The sequence below is a fragment of the Curvibacter microcysteis genome (assembly GCF_028649455.1).
GTDB lineage: Bacteria > Pseudomonadota > Gammaproteobacteria > Burkholderiales > Burkholderiaceae_C > Curvibacter > Curvibacter microcysteis.
In genome coordinates this window covers 26,997-45,188 of the sequence record NZ_JAQSIO010000003.1, presented here as the reverse complement: position 1 = coordinate 45,188, position 18,192 = coordinate 26,997, and the positions used below count along the sequence as shown (strand labels likewise).

Here is an 18,192-nt window from a genome sequence, read left to right as displayed (position 1 = left end):
ATGCCAAGGACTCCTATGCAAACCATCGCTCCACTCTGGTTATGGCTCACCTTCGGTGCCGTTGTCTTGGTATCGTTGTTCATCGACTTCGTCGTGTTGCGCAAGCAAGGCGCACATGACATGGGGGTCAAAGAAGCCCTCAACTGGTCGCTGGTGTGGATTGGGTTGAGCTTTGTGTTCAATGGTCTTTTGTGGTGGGCCGTCAAGGACACGACGGGGTCCACCGAGGTCGCCAACACACGCTCGCTGGAGTTCCTCACCGGCTACCTGATCGAGAAGTCACTGGCAGTCGACAACATCTTTGTCTTTCTTCTGATCTTTACCTACTTCGCTGTCCCCTCGCCCTTTCAAAAGCGCGTGCTGATGATCGGCATCATTGGCGCCATCGTGCTGCGCACGGTCATGATTCTCGTGGGCGGGTGGCTGCTCTCGGAGTTCCACTGGGTCCTTTACGTTTTTGGCGCTTTCCTGCTGCTCACGGGCGTCAAGATGTGGTGGGCGGCAGGCAAGGAGCCCTCGCTCGACGACAACCCTGCCCTCAAATTGCTGCGTCGTCTGCTTCCCGTCAGCAAGCACTACGACGGTGAAAATTTCTGGACTGTGGAGAACGGCAAGAAGATCGCCACACCGTTGTTCATGGTGATCTGCCTGATTGCCCTGACCGACGTGATCTTTGCGGTTGACTCCATCCCGGCCATCTTTGCCATCACCAGCGACCCGTTCATTGTCCTGACCAGCAACGTGTTCGCCATCCTGGGCTTGCGTGCCATGTATTTCTTGCTGGCAGCCGTGGCCAACAAGTTTCACCTGCTCAACTATGGGCTCGCGGTGATCCTGATGTTCATCGGCGCCAAGATGTGCCTGATTGATGTCTACAAAGTGCCCGTGTTCGTCTCGCTGGGCGTGGTGGTCGGCATTCTGGTGCTGACCATGGTGCTGAGCTTGCGCACGGCTGAGCGCCCGCCCAAAGCTTGAAAAGGCCAGCCGCCCTCCCCCCGGGGGGTGGGCCGTGAGGCCCTCAGTCGGCGGCCTGAAGCAGGCGCTGCACCATGGGGTGCTGCACCTTTCTCTCGGTGCCGATGGCATAGAAATGTTCGGTCACCCCCTCGCAGGCCCCGATGCGGCGCACCGCATAGTGGGCTTGCAACTCTTCGTGGGCCAGCTCCGAGACGGGAAACACCCCCATGCCACTGGCGCCAAAGGTTTTCAGCAGGGCGCTGTCCTCGAACTCACCAACCACCCGAGGGCGAACCCCCTGCTGCTCAAACCAATGGTCCAGACGCGCCCGCAGTGCCGTGTGCCCCGTGGGCAATAACACCGGGACATCGGCCAGACTGTGCGGAAAGTTCTTGCTGCAGGCTTTGGCCATGGCTGCAGTGCCATACCAGGCAATGGACGAGGTCCCCATGGCATGACTGTAGAGCTTGATGTTGGGGTTGACCGGTGCGGGTCGGTCTGACAACACAACATCCAGTCGATGCAGCGCCAACTCACCCAGCAGGTCGTCCAACTCACCCTCATGGCACAGCAGCCGCAGGTGTTTGACCTCCATGACGGGGTTCAGGAGGCTGCGCACGACCAGCTTGGACAGGCCATCACAGATCCCCACGGCCAGGCGAACCATCGGCGCGCTGACCGCGTCGCGCACCCGCGCTGGCAGACTCTCGCCCAGCTGGAAAATCTGGTCCGCCTGCTGCATGGCGGCGATGCCAGCATCGGTCAGTACCAACCCGCGCCCCGCCGGCTTGAGCAGCGCGTAACCCAGCGAACGCTCCAACTCCCTGACCTGGGCACTGATGGTTTGCACGGCCATGCCCAATCGTTCGGCGGCTTTGGAAATGCCGCCCTCTTTGGCGACCACCCAAAAGTAATACAGGTGCTTGTAGTTGAAGGATGCGCTCATCGCTGTATTTTCAGGAGTTTAGATCTGAAATTATCTGCTTTTCACGAAGCCAGTCCACCCCTATCTTTGAGTCTCCTCTCACTCACTGGAACCCGTCATGCAGGTCATTTTTGAATCACGCCACCCTGAAGGTAGTCAGCTGCGCGAGCCGTCCGTGGCGCGCGTGAGGTTTGCCATGCGGCGCCTGAGCGCCCTTGTGCCGAAGGTCAAAGTGCAACTCTCCGACATCAACGGCCCCCGGGGTGGTGTGGACAAGCGCTGCCAGCTTGAACTGCGAACGGTGGGCACGGGGGCGGTCGTCATCACCACCTTGGCCAACGACTGGCGTACAGCGCTGGACCTCTCTCTGGGGCGCGCCACACGCGCGGTGACACGATCGCTCCGGCGTCAGCAAAGGCCTGCGCGTGTGCGTGCCGTCAGGCTGGCCACCGAGCTTTGAACATTGATGGCTCGCCCAGAGCCTGGACGGTTTGGATCGGACAAGCGTCCTTTGGAGCCGGCCGAGGCGTTCCAATGGATGGCGGTTGCAAGCCCATGAAAAAAACGGCGCACTGCCTACACAGTGCGCCGTTCATTCAAGACTCAGCAAGGCAAGCCGCTCGGGGCTGCCGTGATGATTGATCAAGGCAATGGCATCACAACGCGCCGTCACCCAGCACAATGCCCTCGCGGCGTGGATCCACTCCACCTTCAAGCTTGAGCTGACCATTGCGGTAGACCCGCATGATGGTGGAGACGCCACTGGACTGCGCGGCATTGTTGACCGTGTGGCCCTTGGCCTTGAGATCGGCGATCAGCCCCGTCAGGTTGAGCGACGTGTTGGCGCCGTCCACGTTGGTGGTGGCGCTGTTGGTCGCGCCGATGTTCACCAGCGAGGTGGCCTGCTGCGCATCAAGTCCCCAGTCCAGGGCACCGATCACGGTCTTGAGTACGTACTGGATGATGGTGCCACCACCTGGCGAGCCGGTCGCCATCACGAAATCGCCGGGCGCTGTGCCCTTGAACACCACCGTGGGGGCCATGGTGCTGCGAGGGCGCTTGCCGGGGGCCACGCGGTTGGCCACCAGCACACCCGCGGTGTCTGTGGGCAGGACCGAGAAGTCCGTCAGCTGGTTGGTCAGCAAGAACCCCCCCACCATGTGGAACGAACCCATGCTGGACTCCACGGTCGAGGTCATGGACACGACATTGCCATACGCATCCACGATGGAGAAATGGGTGGTGCCCTGCTCCACAGTCTTGTCGATGCCCAGCGGCACGTCACCCAAATTGCCCGCTGCAGCGGTCCCCATGGACTTGCCATTGGCATTGATCAGCGAGGCACGTTGCTTGAGATAGGCCTTGTCGATCATCGACGAAACCCCATTGCCAGGCAACGGAACGAAGTCAGTGTCCGCCACATACTTGTCGCGGTCGGCGTAGGCCAGACGCTCGGCTTCGGACACCAAGTGCACGCCCATCACGTTCGGTATGCCCCCTTCGTTGGCGGGATTGGTCGGGCCGTAAACGGAGAGGTCGAAATTCTCCAAAATACCCAGCGACTGCGCGATGGCGATGCCGCCGGACGAGGGCGGTGCCATGGTGCAGATGTAATAGCTGCTGCGGTATGTGGTGCACACCGGCTCACGCTTCTTCGCTTTGTAGGCCTTGAGATCGGCCACGGTCATCAAGCTCGGAGTGATGGGTGTCTTGGCCGTGTCGTCACCCACAGCCTGTGCCGCCTTGGCCACAATGGCTTCAGCCATGGCGCCGGAGTACATCGCCGCAGCACCACCTGAAGCAATCGCACGCAACGACTGGGCGTACGGCAGGTTGGTGGTCACGGTCCCGCTGGTTTTGGGTGTGCCGTCGGCATTGAAAAACGCGGCCACCGCATTGGCATCCAGCCGCAGGCTGGCGGCGTTGGCGGCGATTGCGTCGCCCATGCGGGTGGGGATTTTGTAGCCGTTGGTGGCCAGTTTGACGCCTTCATCAAACAACGGACCCCAAGCCAGCTTGCCATGTTCCTTGTGGGCCAGGTCCAACATGCTCATCACGCCTGGCACGCCAATCGACCGGCCACTGCGGCGGGCGTTGGGCACCGGCGCGGGAGACGATGCGTCGGCCTGGTTCTGGCGCGCCAAGTAGTAGCCCGTGGCGGCGGCAGGCGCTGCCTCTCGACCGTCGTAGGCCACGACCTGTTTGGTGTCCGCGTCGTAGTACACCATGAAGGCACTGCCCGCAATCGTACTGGACTGGGGTTCGACCAGCCCCAGCACGGCCTGCACGGCCACAGCGGCATCCACTGCGGTGCCGCCAGCCTTCAGCACATCGCAACCCGCCTTGGTGGCCAAAGGCGTGTTGGCGACCACCATGTAATGGCTCGAAGTCTTGGCCTTGTAGCCCAGGCGGTAGCCCGAAGCCGCCTCGGGGGCCGCAGGATCACCCGCCAGCCCGGAACCCACCACCACGGGCGAGCCTGAGCTGGAGACCACAGAGCAACTCTGGGCATTGGAGTCCACGATCAAGCTGGAGCCGGAGCCCCCGCAGCCATACAGCGACAACGCCACCACCCCTGGCGTCAGCGCCCAAAGCCAAACTTTCTTATTCATTCCAAATTCCTGTGACAACAAAACGGCATGCAGTTTTACACCGCACCGACACATACTTGCAATAGTCATACCAACAGCGCTGTCGCTAGGTTGACCCCAGGAGCTTCGGTCCAGGCGCTGTCTTTGAGGGAAACCACGGACGGGCGCGCATGACGGAAGCGGCGCTCAAGCGCTCCACAGCCAGGAGAAAGACGGCCCCGCTGGCAGGCGACGGACTGCCACTGAAGCCCTCTGGAGCAGCCTCTCGGGGTCAGGCATGCCAGCATGGGCTCGGGACCACTGGCTTGAGTTCGGGATGCCGCGAGATGCCGCGTTTGTTGCCGGAGTATCTTGGTACATCCGACAGCCACCGGCCATCGCACGGGCCATCAATTTCGCGCTTGATCGGTTTGCCGCGCTGCTGCGGCAGGCGCCCCGTGGGGGCACCAACGAAAAACGGACCCGAAGGTCCGTTTTCTAAAACTGCTGGCGGAAACGGAGGGATTCGAACCCTCGATGAGGCTCTACACCCCATACTCCCTTAGCAGGGGAGCACCTTCGGCCACTCGGTCACGTTTCCAGCAATTCCGCTATTATGCCCTATTTTTAGAGCGTTTTAGGAAACTGGCTGATCCAGATCGAAGGCCTTGTGCAGAGCGCGCACGGCCAGTTCCATGTACTTCTCGTCGATCACGACCGAGGTCTTGATTTCCGAGGTCGAGATCATCTGGATGTTGATGCCCTCTTCCGACAGGCTGCGGAACATCTTGCTCGCCACACCCACATGGCTGCGCATGCCGATGCCGACAATGCTCACCTTACAGATCTTGGTGTCGCCCACCACTTCGGCGGCGCCCAGGCTGGGCAGCACCTTGGTGTTCAGCAGTTCAACGGTGCGGGCGTACTCGCCACGGTGCACGGTGAAGCTGAAGTCGGTCTTGCCGTCTTTGCTGATGTTCTGGATGATCACGTCGACTTCGATGTTGGCATCGGCCACAGCGCCCAGGATGTGGTACGCGATGCCTGGCTTGTCGGGCACGCCCAGGACAGAGACCTTGGCTTCGTCACGGTTGAACGCGATGCCGGATACGACGGCTTGTTCCATTTTTTCGTCTTCCTCAAAAGTGATCAACGTGCCGGACTTGGCTTCTTCGTTGATGTCAATGTCCCACGGGGTGAAGCTCGACAGCACGCGCAGCGGCACCTTGTATTTGCCAGCAAATTCGACCGAGCGGATCTGCAGCACCTTGGAGCCCAGCGAGGCCATTTCGAGCATTTCTTCAAAGCTCACGGTCTGCAGGCGACGCGCTTCGGGCACGACGCGAGGGTCGGTGGTGTAGACGCCGTCAACGTCGGTGTAGATCAGGCATTCGGACGCCTTCATGGCAGCAGCCACGGCCACGGCCGAGGTGTCGCTGCCGCCACGACCCAGGGTCGTGACGTTGGCTTCTTCGTCCACGCCCTGGAAGCCCGTGATGACCACCACCTTGCCGGCGGCCAGGTCGGCGCGCACGCGGTCGTCATCGATGGACTCAATGCGGGCCTTGGTGAAGGCGCTGTTGGTCTTGATGGGCACTTGCCAGCCAGCATAGCTGACGGACTCCATGCCTTCCGCTTGCAGGGCAATCGCCAGCAGGGCCGAGGAGGCTTGCTCGCCGGTGGCGGCCAGCATGTCCAGCTCGCGGTTGTAAGCGGCCGAAGATTTGGACGGAGCCAGCTCTTTGGCCAGACCCAGCAGGCGGTTGGTTTCGCCGCTCATGGCGCTCGGAACCACCACCATTTGGTGGCCGGCGCGGGCCCATTTGGCGACGCGCTTGGCCACGTTGCGGATGCGCTCGGGCGAGCCCATGGACGTGCCGCCGTATTTGTGAACGATCAATGCCATTGGTGTGTCGGGGTACGAAACTCGGAAATCAGCGGCGCAGGTTGCAATGTCGTTTTGGTGCGCCGCCCGTTTTCGTGCAAAAAGTGGGGACCAAAACCCACTAATTGTACCAACCGAGCACACCCCCTTCGCGCAGCACCTGGCCGCGCCCCACTTTGAGGTGAATGCGGTGGCCACGCGTGGTGCAAGCAGCCACCTGCCGCAGCAGCTCTTGCAGCTGCAATTCGCTGGGTTGGCAGCCGTGCGCCAGGCGCAGCCAATGGCGCAGCACATTGGCCTGACGCGCGGGGCTCAAACCTTGCAGCAGGGCAATGGCGGGCGGGCTGCCGACGCGTTTCAGGTCCTCGTCGGCCAGCTCGGTCAGCAGGGTTTGGGCCTGGGCGGCGTGGCGGGCACTGCGCGCCATCGTCGCCCGGTGCTGCGGAAACACGCTCTGCAAAGCGGGCAACAGTTGGTGCCGGATGCGGTTTCGGGTGTAGCGCAGGTCTTGGTTGCTGGGGTCTTCAATCCAGGTCTCACCCTGGGCGCGCAGCCAGTCGCGCAGCGCTTCACCGGGCAGCCCCAGCAGCGGGCGCTCAAATGCGACCCCCGCGCGCTGCCAGCGCGCCGGCATGGCCGCCAAACCCGGCAGACCGGCCCCGCGTGACAGGGCCAGCAAGATGGTCTCCACTTGGTCATCTGCGTGCTGAGCCAGGGCCACGGTGCGGATGCCCACCGCCGCCCACTCTTGCAGCAGCACTTGGTCAAACACGTGGTAGCGGGCCTGGCGCGCAGCCTCTTCGGGGCTGTCGCCGGGGGCATGGCGGGCATCGACGCGGCGCTGCACCAGGGGCACCTGCCAGCGCTCGCACATGGCCTCGCAATGCGCAGCAAAGTCGTCACCCGCTGCTTGCAAGCCATGGTGCACGTGCAAGGCATGCACCTGTCCCGGCCAGCGGCGCGCACAGGCCAACAGCAAGGCACTGGAGTCTGCACCGCCACTGAAGGCCACGCCCAAGGGCAAGGCAGGCGCAAAAGCGGCAAAGGCGGTGTCGAAGGGGTGGCTCATGGGCTGGCGTTTATAGCAGCCCTGCCGCCCCATGCCAGGCCGGCGCGCCCCCCCAGGACGGCGGTGGAGATGCCAGCGCTTGTCAGACTGAGGAGCCCAGTTGCAGGGAGCGCGAGCGACCGCCCCCGTCCTGGTGGGCCAGCTTGAACTCGCCCACCACGCTAGACAAGCGCACCGATTGATCTTTGAGGCTTGAGGCCGCCGCCGCGCTTTGCTCGACAAGGGCAGCGTTTTGCTGGGTCATCTGGTCCAAATGGTTCACCGCCTGGCTGATCTCGCCGATGCTGTTGCTTTGCTCGCTGGTGGCGCTTTGGATCTCGGCCATGATGCGTGCCACGCGCTGCACGGCCGTCACGATGTCGCTCATGGTGCTGCCGGCGTTTTGGACCAGGCGCGCGCCATCGTCCACCCGGTCCACCGAGGTGGAGATCAAGTCCTTGATCTCACGCGCCGCCTGGGCACTGCGCTGGGCGAGCAAACGCACCTCCCCCGCCACCACCGCAAAGCCGCGGCCCTGCTCACCCGCGCGGGCCGCTTCAACGGCAGCGTTCAGGGCCAGGATGTTGGTTTGGAAGGCAATGCCATCGATGACGCCGATGATGTCGGCGATCTTCTTGGAGGCGGCGTTGATCTGCTCCATGGTCTGCACCACCTGGCCCACCACCGCCCCACCCTGCTCCGCCACAGTCGAGGCCTGGGCCACCAACTGGTTGGCCTGCAAGGTGGCCTCGGCATTGCCGCGCACGGTGTCGGTGAGTTGCTGCATCGAGCTGGAGGTTTCTTCCAAACTCGAGGCCGTCAACTCGGTGCGGCTGCTCAAGTCCTGGTTGCCAGTGGCAATCTCTTCCGACGCCAGTCGAACCGAGCCGCTGGCGTCGCGGATTTGCGCCAGCACCACGGAGAGCTTGCTGGCAAAGCTGTTGAAGCTGCTGGCAATGTCCGCCAGTTCGTCATGCCCGGAGGTATCAATGCGGCGGGACAGGTCACCGTCACCCGAGCTCACTTCCCGCATGGCGTCACGCAACTGACTCAAGCGCGCCAAGCGGCTGGACAACCCCCAGCCCAGCAGCAACGTGGCCACGGCCAACACCACGATGCCCGCCACCACGGAAGATGCCAGCAGGCTGCGCATGGGCGCCAGGGCCTCGGACTCGTCCAGCGCCACCACCAAATGCCAGGTGGTGCCCGCGACCGGCACCACGGTGAGCAACCGGTCTCGCCCGCCGACCGCCACAGGCAGCAGGTCTTTGGCGCCAATCGCCTTTTGCAGCAGTTCGCTGCTCAGACCCGGGGCCAAATCCGACAGGGGCTTGAGGGTCAGGGCGGCATCGGGATGGGCAATCACCTTGCCGTCGGCACTGGCCAGAAAGGCAAAACTCGCTGGCGTGGGCTGAATCGACTTCACGTTGGCCACCACCGCCTGCATGGACACATCGCCCGCGGCCACAGCCTTCAGCTGGCCGCCGGCCATGACTGGCTCCGCAAAGGTGACCACCAGTTGCTGGTCGGAGGCCGACACATAGGGCGGCGTGACCACGCCTTTGCCCGCTGCCGCGGCCTGGCGGTACCAAGGTCGGGCGGTGGGGTCGTAGTCAGCCGGCAAGTTGCGCGGCTGAGCAAACACGAAGTGTTTGTCGGCATACCCAAAGTAGGCGGTGGAGAACTCCCCCGCGTTCTGAATCATCAGCAAGGCTTTGGCGGGTTCGGCATCGTCCACCGCAGCCGTGGAGGCCTTGACCAACAAGGCCCGGGCCTTGGCCCATTCCTCGATGGTCTGCGCATGGCTTTGCGCCGTCGCCTGGCTCTCTTCAATGAGACCCGCCATGACCCGACTGCGGGCCGTGAGGTAGTTGGACAAGGTCAGCGCCAGCAAGCCCACCACGAGGCTACCGACCGATGCCACCAAAATCTGTCCGCGCAGTGTTTTTAGGAGGGCCATGAACTTCCTCTGTGTTGTGTGGGGACGAACGCAGAGCAAAGCTTATGCCGAGATTGCGACAAAACGTCAATCAAAGCCCCTAGGTGCTGCCCAGGACCCCAAAGCAAAACGCCTGCCACGAAGGGCAGGCGTTCTGAGCTGGAGACCCAAATGGCCTCTGGCAACCGGGCGGGGCTCAGCGGCTGTCGGCCTTGGTGTCCGAGAAGCGGCCATAGCTTTGCAGGCGCTCGTACCGGCGGTCCACCAGCTCTTTGGGCTTCAGGTCAGCCAACTGGCGCCACGCGTCATTCAGGGCGCGCTTGAGGAAGGCGGCCATCTGCTTGGGATCACGGTGAGCGCCACCCACGGGTTCGCTGACGATCTTGTCGACCAGGCCCAAAGCCTTGAGGCGGTGCGCAGTGATGCCCAGGGCATCGGCTGCGTCCTGGGCTCGTTCGCTGGTCTTCCACAGAATCGAAGCACAGCCTTCCGGGCTGATCACCGAGTACACCGAGTACTGCAGCATCAAAACCTGGTCGGCCACGGAGATGGCCAATGCGCCGCCCGAGCCGCCTTCACCAATGATGGTGGTGATGATGGGCACTTCGAGCTGCGCCATCTCGAAAATATTGCGGCCAATGGCCTCGGACTGACAGCGCTCTTCAGCGTCGATGCCGGGGTAGGCGCCTGGGGTGTCAACAAAGGTGAACACCGGCAGCTTGAACTTTTCAGCCGTCTTCATGAGGCGCAGGGCCTTGCGGTAGCCCTCAGGCTTGCTCATGCCGAAGTTGCGCAGACCGCGCTCTTTGGTGTCACGGCCTTTTTGCTGACCAATCACCATGCAGGCGTGGCCATTGAAACGCGCCAAACCGCCCACGATGCTCAGATCGTCGGCAAAGTGGCGGTCACCGTGCATCTCGATGAAGTCGGTGAACAGCTCGCGCACATAGTCCAGCGTGTAGGGACGCTCGGGGTGGCGGGCAATTTTTGTGATCTGCCAAGGCGACAGATCGCTGTAGATGTCTTTGGTGAGCTGCTGGCTCTTTTTGCTCAGCTGATCGATTTCTTCAGAGATGTCGACCGCCGACTCGTTTTGCACGTAGCGCAGTTCTTCGATTTTGGTTTCGAGTTCGGCAATCGGCTGCTCGAAATCAAGAAAGGTTTTTTTCGCCAACGTCATTCTCCTGTGGTTTCCACCGCCAGCCCCTGTGGCTGGTGCGGTGCGGCGGCTCGCCCCGAGGGCAGGCCGCAAGGCCCCTGCGCCGCACTCAAGCGGCGACCGGCAGGGGGTCCAGCGAGCGCCAAATATACCAAGTTGCCACGCTGCAATACGGCGCCCAGGCCGCAGCGACCTCGCGCGCATCGCTGCGGCTGACAGGATCGCCTGAAAAATAATTGTCGCTGATGCCTTTGATCAAACCCACATCATCGAGCGGCAGCACGTTGGGCCGCATCAAGTGGAAGATCAAAAACATCTCGGCAGTCCAGCGGCCAATGCCTCGGATGGCGATCAATTCGGCAATGATGTCCTCGTCAGGCATCTCTTCCCACGCCTTGACGTGCACCGAGCCCGCGTCAAAGTTGAGCGCCAGGTCCACCAGGTACTCGACCTTGCGCGCACTCAGGCCAGCGGCACGCATGTCGTCGACCTTGAGCTTGAGCACATTGGCCGGCGTCATGCTGCTGGGCAGCGCGGTCAGACGCGTCCAAACCGACTGGGCCGACTTCACCGAGATCTGCTGGCCGACGATGCTGCGGGCCAGGGTGGTGAAGGCATCCCCACGGGTTTGCAGGCAGGCATTACCAAACTGCGGAATGAGCCGCTTCATGACCCGGTCCTTTTTGACCAGGTGCTTGCAGGCATCCTGCCAGTAGTCGGGCGTGAACACCTCTGCCGCCAAGGCGTTCGATGGCACCTGGGCCACCGCGGGCGGGGCCACTTTCTTAGGGGTGGACGGCATGAATCAGCCCATCCCCATCGCGGACAGCGCTAACCCAAGCCACAGGCCACGGGGCTTGAACAACAAAGCGCTCACGAAGCCATCTCCCAGCGGGTGCCGTCGGAGCCGTCCTTGAGCACAATGCCTTGGGCCAGCAACTCGTTGCGGATGCGGTCAGCCTCCGCAAAGTCCTTGCCTTTTTTGGCTTGAGCCCGTTGTTCGATCAGCTGCTGGATGGCATCGTCGTCCAGGCTGGCACCAGCCTGCAAAAAAGCTTTAGGGTCCCCCTGGAGCAAGCCGAGGCAGCCGCCCAGAGCGCGCAACTGCGCAGCCAGAACCGGTGAACGGGTTTTGTTGACCTCGGTGGCCAGATCAAACAGGACGGCCACGGCCTCGGGCGTACCAAAGTCTTCATCCATGGCCGCCTTGAAGCGCGCAGCGTAAGGGCCTGTCCAATCGATCACGGCCTCTGGCTCAGCCGACACCTGATCCAGCGCGGTGTAGAGGCGGCGCAAGGCGTTGCGGGCGTCTTGCAAATGGGCGTCGCTGTAATTCAAAGGGCTGCGGTAGTGCGAGCGCACCACAAAAAACCGCACGGTCTCGGCATCGAACGCCTTCAGCACATCGCGGATCGTGAAGAAATTGCCCAAGCTCTTGGACATCTTCTCGTTGTCGATGTTGATGAAGCCGTTGTGCATCCAGGTGTTGACGAAAGTCTTGCCACTGGCGCCTTCACTCTGGGCGATCTCGGTCTCATGGTGCGGGAACTGCAGGTCAGCGCCGCCGCCATGGATGTCAAAGGTCTCACCCAGCAGTTCGCAGGCCATGGCCGAGCACTCGATGTGCCAGCCCGGTCGGCCCGCGCCGAACTCGCTGTCCCACTTGGCGTCTGCGGGCTCGGTGGGCTTGGCGCTCTTCCAGAGCACCGGGTCCAGCGGGTCCAGCTTGCCGTCGTCCACCGCCACGCGCTCACCGGCGCGCAGTTCGTCCAGCGACTTGCCACTCAAGCGGCCATAACTGGGGAACTTGCGCACCGCGTAGTTCACGTCGCCATTGCCGGCGCGGTAAGCCAAGCCCTTGGCTTCGAGGCGGCCGATCATGCTGAGCATCTGCGGCACATACTCCGTGGCACGGGGCTCGTGGGTGGGGCGCTGCACGCCCAGGGCGTCGGCGTCCTGGTGCAGGGCGTCGATCATGCGGTCGGTCAGGGAGCGGATGGTCTCACCGTTTTCCACCGCCCGTCGGATGATCTTGTCGTCAATGTCCGTGATATTTCTCACGTAAGTGACCCGAAAACCGGACTCGCGCAGCCAGCGTTGGACCACGTCAAAAGCCACCATGGAGCGGGCATGCCCCAGGTGGCAAAGGTCGTACACGGTCATGCCACAAACGTACATGCGGACATGACCAGGCTCGATCGGGGAAAACGCTTGCAGATCACGCGTCAGCGTGTTGTAGATGCGCAGGCTCATGGGCTTTTTTGGCGGACGGCGATGCCTCGACCTCATGGGCCGGGCAAGCTCGAAAAAACAGGAAGAAAGGGGGTATTGCAGCGCCGCTGACCGCAATGCAAAACGGGCAGACCCCTCGGCTACAATCCGCCCCAGTATAAGCGCCCCTGTCAGCGCTTGCCATCGCGCAAACCCCACGAGGCTCCATGACTCAAGCTCGCTGCACCGTTCCCGCCCGCCTTCGAATGCTGGCCCTGGCCGCCCTGATGGGTGCTTCCTTCGGGGCGCACGCCGACGATTATGGCGACGTCACCCAGTTGCTGCGGGCCGGCAAAACGTCCGAAGCCCTGACCCGTGCCGACCAATACCTGGCCGGCAAGCCCAAGGACCCGCAAATGCGGTTCATCAAGGGGGTGATCCAATCCGAAGCGGGCAAACCCAATGACGCGATCAACACCTTCACGGCGCTGACGCAAGAGTTCCCGGAGCTGCCCGAACCGTACAACAACCTGGCCGTGCTTTACGCCAGCCAGAACCAGTACGACAAGGCCCGCACCGCGTTGGAAATGGCCATCCGAACCAACCCCAGCTACGCCACCGCCCACGAGAACCTGGGTGATGTCTATGCCAAGCTGGCCAGCCAGGCTTACAGCAAGGCCCTGCAACTCGACAGCGGCAACAACGCGGCCATCCAGCCCAAGCTGGCCCTGATCCGCGACTTGTTCACGCCAACGGCCAAGCCAGGCAGCAAGCCGGCCACCAGCCCGGCACCGGCGCCGGCGCCCGTGGCCGCAGCGCCCAAACCAGCGCCCGCGCCTGCAGCCCCAGCGCCCAGCCCAGCCCCCGCTCCGGCTCCGGCTCCAGCCCCCGCGGCAGCGGCTCCCGCAGCGGCTGCACCCGCTGCCACGCCAGCCCCAGCCCCAGCGCCCGCACCCGCGCCAGCCGCCGCCAGCGCCGCGACCGGCGCCGAGAAGGACGTGGAAGCCGCCGTGCGCCACTGGGCCACGGTGTGGTCGGCACGTGATGTGTCGGGCTACCTGGCCGCCTACGGCAAGGAGTTTGATCCGCCGGGCAAGATGAACCGCAAGGCCTGGGAAGACGAGCGCCGCGCCCGCATTCTGGGCAAGGCCCGCATCAATGTGAAGCTGCACGACCTGTCGGTCAGCGTCACGGGAGGCAAAGCCACGGCACGCTTCCGCCAGGAATACAGCGCCGATACCTTGAACGTGTCCAGCCGCAAGACGCTGGACCTGGCCAAGGCTGGCGACCGCTGGGTGATCGTGCGCGAGTCCACTGGCGGCTGATCGATTGACCGGGCCCGGTGCCGTCTGCGCCCGCCCCCCTGCCGCCAGGCTGGGGTTGCTGGCCTGGGGGGGCCGCGCCTGGCTTGCGACCATGAATCGACCTTTTTTTGCACGCTGCGCCCTGCTGGGTGCGACCGCCAGTTGGCTGATCGGCCTGAGCCTGTTCGGCGGTTCGGTGCTGGCCGCACAGCCTCGGGCCAAAGCGGTCAGCGGCAATGCCTTCAATTCGCCCGCCGCCCTGCGCGACGGCCAGGCTGAAGCACGACTGATCGAAATCTACCGCCTGATCGGGGCGGGTCGCAGCCGCGAAGCGCTGCGCCTGGCCGACGCCTTGGTGCAAGAACACCCTAATTTTCAGTTGGCTCAACTGGTGCACGGTGACTTGCTCACGGCCCAGACCCGGCCCCTGCGCACGGCGGGCGATGTTCCAGACACCACGGCACGTGCCGCCGAAGCCCAGCTCAAAGACCTGCGTGAAGAGGCCCGTCTGCGCCTGAAGGCCTTGAGCGAACGTCCGCCCGCACAAACAGTGCCCTCCCAGTTTGTGTCCTTGTCGGCTCGGCATCGCCACGCCATCGCGGTCGACACCTCGCGTGCACGCCTGTACCTGTTCGAGAACGGCCCGCAGGGTCCGAAACTGATTGCCGACTACTACATCTCGGTGGGCAAGCTGGGCATCGAAAAAGGCACTGAAGGCGACCAACGCACCCCGTTGGGCGTGTACTTCATCACGAGCAACCTGGACCCGCGCACGCTGAAAGACTTCTACGGCGCCGGCGCCCTGCCCATCAATTACCCCAACCCTTACGACAGCCGCCGGGGTAAAACTGGCAGCGGCATCTGGCTGCATGGCACACCGCCCTCGCAGTTTGCGCGTGCGCCACAGTCCACCGACGGCTGCGTGGTCATGGCCAACCCCGACCTGCAGCGCCTGCTGGCCACGGTCGAGGTGCGCGCCACACCGGTGGTGATCGCCCCCAGCCTGCAGTGGGTGCCCCCCGCCCAGGCGCGCGCTGCCAGCAAAGGTTTTGAAGAGGTGTTCAACGGCTGGCAAGCGGCCAAAGCGGCCGGTGACGTGCCTCGCTTGCTGGGCTACTACACCCCGGACTTCAACAGTTACGGCAAAAGCCTGGCCGAATGGACACCGACCCTGCAGCAAGAGATCAAGCAAGCCGCAGGTCGGGGCTTCGAGATCAAGGACCTGTCCCTTTTGCGCTGGTCTGACAGCGCAGAAACGATGGTGGTAACCTTTGGCGAACTGGTCACCGGCAGCAAGCGCGGGACCACCAAACGCCAGTACTGGCTGCGACAAGGCCAGCAGTGGCGAATCTTTTTTGAAGGAGTGATTGGATGATGCTGAGCTCTATTTGGCCTGCCCGCCGTGCCCTGATTGGCTCGGTTCTGGCAAGCGCTCTGGCCCTGAGCACGGGCCTGGCCCAAGCCCAGACCGCCCCCCAAGTCAAGCTGAGCACCAGCGCCGGCGACATCGTGCTGGAGCTGTACCCAGACAAGGCACCCAAGACGGTCGAGAACTTCCTGCAGTACGTCAAAGACAAGCACTACGAAGGCACCGTGTTCCACCGCGTCATGGGCAACTTCATGATCCAGGGCGGTGGCTTCACGGCCGACATGAACCAAAAGGCCACCCGCAGCCCCATTGCGCTGGAAACCTCCGGTGGCCTCAAGAATGACCGGGGCACCATTGCCATGGCCCGCACCGGCAACCCGAACTCGGCCACGGCCCAGTTCTTCATCAACGTGGTGGACAACGCCATGCTCAACGCCCCCAACCCGGATGGCTACGGCTACGCCGTGTTCGGCAAGGTGGTCAGCGGCATGGACGTGGTCGACAAGATCAAGGCCGTGCCCACAGGCAACAAGGGTCCGCACCAAAACGTGCCCCAAACGCCCGTCACCATCACGGCCGCCACCCAAATCAAATAAACCCCTCAAGGAACGCTCATGAGCAACCCCCAAGTCGAACTGCACATCCTGGACTACGGCGTGATCACGCTGGAACTCGACGCTGAAAAAGCGCCCAAGTCCGCCGAAAACTTCCTCAACTACGTGAAGAAGGGTCACTACGACAAGACCATCTTCCACCGTGTCATCCCCGGCTTCATGATCCAAGGCGGCGGCTTTGCCCCCGGCATGGAACAAAAGCCCACCGATGCGGCCATCGACAACGAAGCCAACAACGGCCTGAAGAACAACAACTACACCGTGGCCATGGCGCGCACCAATGCGCCGCACTCGGCCACCGCCCAGTTCTTCATCAACGTGGCCGACAACGGCTTCCTGAACCACACCGCCCCCACCTCCTCTGGCTGGGGCTATGCCGTGTTCGGCAAGGTGGTGGCAGGCACCGAAGTGGTCGACAAGATCAAGGCTGTCAAGACCGGCCGCAAGGGCTTCCATGACGACGTGCCCAAGGACGACGTGGTGATCGAGAAGGCCGTGGCGCTGTAAGCGTCGGCCTGACTTGTTCATGCCCTCGACCGTGCCTCAGCCCGTGGTGCTTGCTGCACCCACTGGCTGGCGCACGGTCGATTTCATTTCCGACCTGCACCTTCACCCCACCGAGCCCCAAACCTTCGAGGCCTGGCAGCAGTTCCTGCTTCACACCCCGGCCGATGCGCTGTTCTTGCTGGGTGATATTTTCGAGGTCTGGGTGGGCGACGACGCGGCCACCCCTGACAGCTTCGAAGCGCAATGCCAGCGCGTGTTGCAACAAGCTGCCTCACTGCGCCCGATGTTTTTCATGGCGGGCAACCGCGACTTCTTGCTGGGATCTCGGTTTCTGGCAGCCTCTGGCCTGCACCCGCTGAGTGACCCCACCTGCCTGCGCAGTGCCAACGGCCCTGCCTGGCTGCTGAGCCACGGTGACGCACTGTGTCTGGACGACCACGACTACCTGCGCTTTCGCGCTCAGGTGCGGCGCCACGACTGGCAGAAATCCTTCTTGGCCCGCCCCCTGGCCGAGCGCCAAGCCTTTGCGCGGCAGTTGCGCCAAGACAGCGAGGCACGCAAGCGCTCAGGCGCCACCTACGCCGACCTGGATACCGACGCCACGCGCGCCTGGCTGCAAGCGGCCCAAGCCCAAACGCTGATCCACGGCCACACCCACCGCCCGCGCCGGCATGACCTGGGTGATGGCCTGTACCGCGAAGTGCTCAGCGACTGGGACCTGGCGGCCAGCCCAGCGCGCGCTGAAGTGCTGCGCCTGGACCTGGCAACCGGTCAATGCCAGCGCCTGAGCCCCGCCCAGGCCTGCGCGTCGGGCCCGCTCAAGCCAACATGACGACTGGCTCACCAGCACCGCTGACCGCCCCGAGCCCCTGGGCCCGCCTGAGGCAGTTGCTGGGGCTGGCCCTTGCCCGGCCCTGGCTCGGGGCGGCACCGCCCCCCATTCCAGACACCTTGTGGCAAAGCGTCTGGAGCACCCAACGCTTCATGCATGGACTGAGCTCAGAGGAACAACAAGCTCTGCGCCAGCACAGCGCCACCTTCCTGGCACACAAAGAGTTCCATGGTGCCCACGGCCTCGCTGTGGACGATGTCATGGCCCTCACGGTCGCCCAACAGGCCTGCCTGCCTTTGCTGCACCTGAACGACCCCACGCCAGTTCAAACCTGGTACGGCGACTTTGTCGGCATCGTGCTGCATCCCGGCCTGGCCGTGGCACGGCGCGAGCAGGTGGACGAGGACGGCGTGGTGCACGAATGGCAGGAAGAACTGGCGGGCGAAGCCATGCATGGTGGCCCGGTGATGCTGTCCTGGCCCGAGGTGCAAGCTGCCGCCGATTCAGCCGAGCAAGGCTACAACGTGGTGATCCACGAGTTCCTGCACAAGATGGACCTGGCCGATGGTCAGGCCGATGGCTGCCCGCCCCTGCCGCCGGGCTTTCTGGGTCAATCGCTGGCTCGCGCGTCCCGCGAGGCCTGGCTGGCGGTGCTGACCCCGGCCTGGGAGGATTTTCGCGAGCAAGTCATCCGCGCCGAGCGCTTTGGCCAGGCCCAGCCCTGGCTGGACGCTTATGCCGCCGAGGCACTGGATGAGTTCTACGCCGTGACTGGCGAGGCCTATTTTGTGAACCGCCCGCGCTTCGCGCTGGAATTCCCGGCCCTGCTGACCCTGTACGACGCGTTTTTCCGACGCATCCCCTGAGGGTCT

At 63.4% G+C, this 18,192-nt stretch carries 16 protein-coding genes and 1 tRNA gene; 8 read left to right on the top strand and 9 right to left on the bottom strand.

The window, feature by feature from the left end:
• Positions 1 to 15 precede the first annotated feature (15 nt).
• Positions 16 to 975 (top strand): TerC family protein, encoded by a 960-nt coding sequence (locus PSQ39_RS08915; RefSeq protein WP_273926417.1) that lies wholly within the window; start codon positions 16 to 18, stop codon positions 973 to 975.
• Between the two features lie 43 nt (positions 976 to 1,018).
• Here PSQ39_RS08915 and PSQ39_RS08910 read toward each other — a convergent pair whose 3' ends face one another.
• The gene (locus PSQ39_RS08910; RefSeq protein ID WP_273926416.1) at positions 1,019 to 1,903 is read right to left on the bottom strand and encodes a LysR family transcriptional regulator; all 885 of its coding nucleotides are present in this window, start codon (positions 1,901 to 1,903) and stop codon (positions 1,019 to 1,021) included.
• 97 nt (positions 1,904 to 2,000) lie between these two features.
• On the opposite strand from PSQ39_RS08910, the gene PSQ39_RS08905 reads away from it, so the two are divergent.
• Positions 2,001 to 2,342 (top strand): HPF/RaiA family ribosome-associated protein, encoded by a 342-nt coding sequence (locus PSQ39_RS08905; RefSeq protein ID WP_273926415.1) that lies wholly within the window; start codon positions 2,001 to 2,003, stop codon positions 2,340 to 2,342.
• A gap of 196 nt (positions 2,343 to 2,538) precedes the next feature.
• Here the strand turns inward: PSQ39_RS08905 and PSQ39_RS08900 are convergent, their stop codons facing one another.
• The 8 genes from PSQ39_RS08900 to cysS form a co-directional block, all read right to left on the bottom strand.
• Positions 2,539 to 4,494: a gamma-glutamyltransferase family protein gene (locus PSQ39_RS08900; protein ID WP_273926414.1), complete on the bottom strand. Its 1,956-nt coding sequence runs from the start codon at positions 4,492 to 4,494 to the stop codon at positions 2,539 to 2,541.
• A 466-nt stretch (positions 4,495 to 4,960) separates the two neighbouring features.
• A tRNA-Ser gene (locus tag PSQ39_RS08895) sits at positions 4,961 to 5,053 on the bottom strand.
• A 36-nt stretch (positions 5,054 to 5,089) separates the two neighbouring features.
• A complete protein-coding gene (locus tag PSQ39_RS08890) occupies positions 5,090 to 6,358 on the bottom strand; it encodes an aspartate kinase (RefSeq protein WP_273926413.1) in 1,269 nt (422 codons plus the stop codon).
• A 100-nt stretch (positions 6,359 to 6,458) separates the two neighbouring features.
• Positions 6,459 to 7,406 (bottom strand): tRNA lysidine(34) synthetase TilS, encoded by a 948-nt coding sequence (gene tilS, locus PSQ39_RS08885; protein WP_273926412.1) that lies wholly within the window; start codon positions 7,404 to 7,406, stop codon positions 6,459 to 6,461.
• An 82-nt stretch (positions 7,407 to 7,488) separates the two neighbouring features.
• Positions 7,489 to 9,345, bottom strand: a complete 1,857-nt coding sequence (locus PSQ39_RS08880) for a methyl-accepting chemotaxis protein (RefSeq protein WP_273926411.1) — start codon at positions 9,343 to 9,345, stop codon at positions 7,489 to 7,491.
• A 175-nt stretch (positions 9,346 to 9,520) separates the two neighbouring features.
• Positions 9,521 to 10,498 carry an acetyl-CoA carboxylase carboxyltransferase subunit alpha gene (locus PSQ39_RS08875; protein ID WP_273926410.1) on the bottom strand — a complete coding sequence of 326 codons (978 nt, stop codon included), beginning with the start codon at positions 10,496 to 10,498 and terminating at the stop codon, positions 9,521 to 9,523.
• Between the two features lie 94 nt (positions 10,499 to 10,592).
• The gene (locus tag PSQ39_RS08870; RefSeq protein WP_273926409.1) at positions 10,593 to 11,285 is read right to left on the bottom strand and encodes a DNA-3-methyladenine glycosylase family protein; all 693 of its coding nucleotides are present in this window, start codon (positions 11,283 to 11,285) and stop codon (positions 10,593 to 10,595) included.
• 71 nt (positions 11,286 to 11,356) lie between these two features.
• Positions 11,357 to 12,736 (bottom strand): cysteine--tRNA ligase, encoded by a 1,380-nt coding sequence (cysS, locus tag PSQ39_RS08865; protein ID WP_273926408.1) that lies wholly within the window; start codon positions 12,734 to 12,736, stop codon positions 11,357 to 11,359.
• Between the two features lie 185 nt (positions 12,737 to 12,921).
• Between cysS and PSQ39_RS08860 the strand changes: the two genes are divergently transcribed.
• The 6 genes from PSQ39_RS08860 to PSQ39_RS08835 all read left to right on the top strand — a co-directional run bounded on the left by PSQ39_RS08860 (position 12,922) and on the right by PSQ39_RS08835 (position 18,186).
• Positions 12,922 to 14,019 (top strand): nuclear transport factor 2 family protein, encoded by a 1,098-nt coding sequence (locus PSQ39_RS08860; RefSeq protein WP_273926407.1) that lies wholly within the window; start codon positions 12,922 to 12,924, stop codon positions 14,017 to 14,019.
• A 91-nt stretch (positions 14,020 to 14,110) separates the two neighbouring features.
• A complete protein-coding gene (locus tag PSQ39_RS08855) occupies positions 14,111 to 15,373 on the top strand; it encodes a L,D-transpeptidase family protein (protein ID WP_273926406.1) in 1,263 nt (420 codons plus the stop codon).
• Complete coding sequence (locus PSQ39_RS08850; RefSeq protein WP_273926405.1) at positions 15,370 to 15,963, top strand: peptidylprolyl isomerase; 594 nt, start codon at positions 15,370 to 15,372, stop codon at positions 15,961 to 15,963. Before PSQ39_RS08855 ends, PSQ39_RS08850 begins: the two co-directional genes overlap by 4 nt.
• A gap of 18 nt (positions 15,964 to 15,981) precedes the next feature.
• Positions 15,982 to 16,488 (top strand): peptidylprolyl isomerase, encoded by a 507-nt coding sequence (locus PSQ39_RS08845; RefSeq protein ID WP_273926404.1) that lies wholly within the window; start codon positions 15,982 to 15,984, stop codon positions 16,486 to 16,488.
• A gap of 19 nt (positions 16,489 to 16,507) precedes the next feature.
• Positions 16,508 to 17,320, top strand: a complete 813-nt coding sequence (locus tag PSQ39_RS08840) for a UDP-2,3-diacylglucosamine diphosphatase (protein ID WP_273926403.1) — start codon at positions 16,508 to 16,510, stop codon at positions 17,318 to 17,320.
• A complete protein-coding gene (locus PSQ39_RS08835) occupies positions 17,317 to 18,186 on the top strand; it encodes a M90 family metallopeptidase (protein ID WP_273926402.1) in 870 nt (289 codons plus the stop codon). Before PSQ39_RS08840 ends, PSQ39_RS08835 begins: the two co-directional genes overlap by 4 nt.
• Positions 18,187 to 18,192 lie beyond the last annotated feature (6 nt).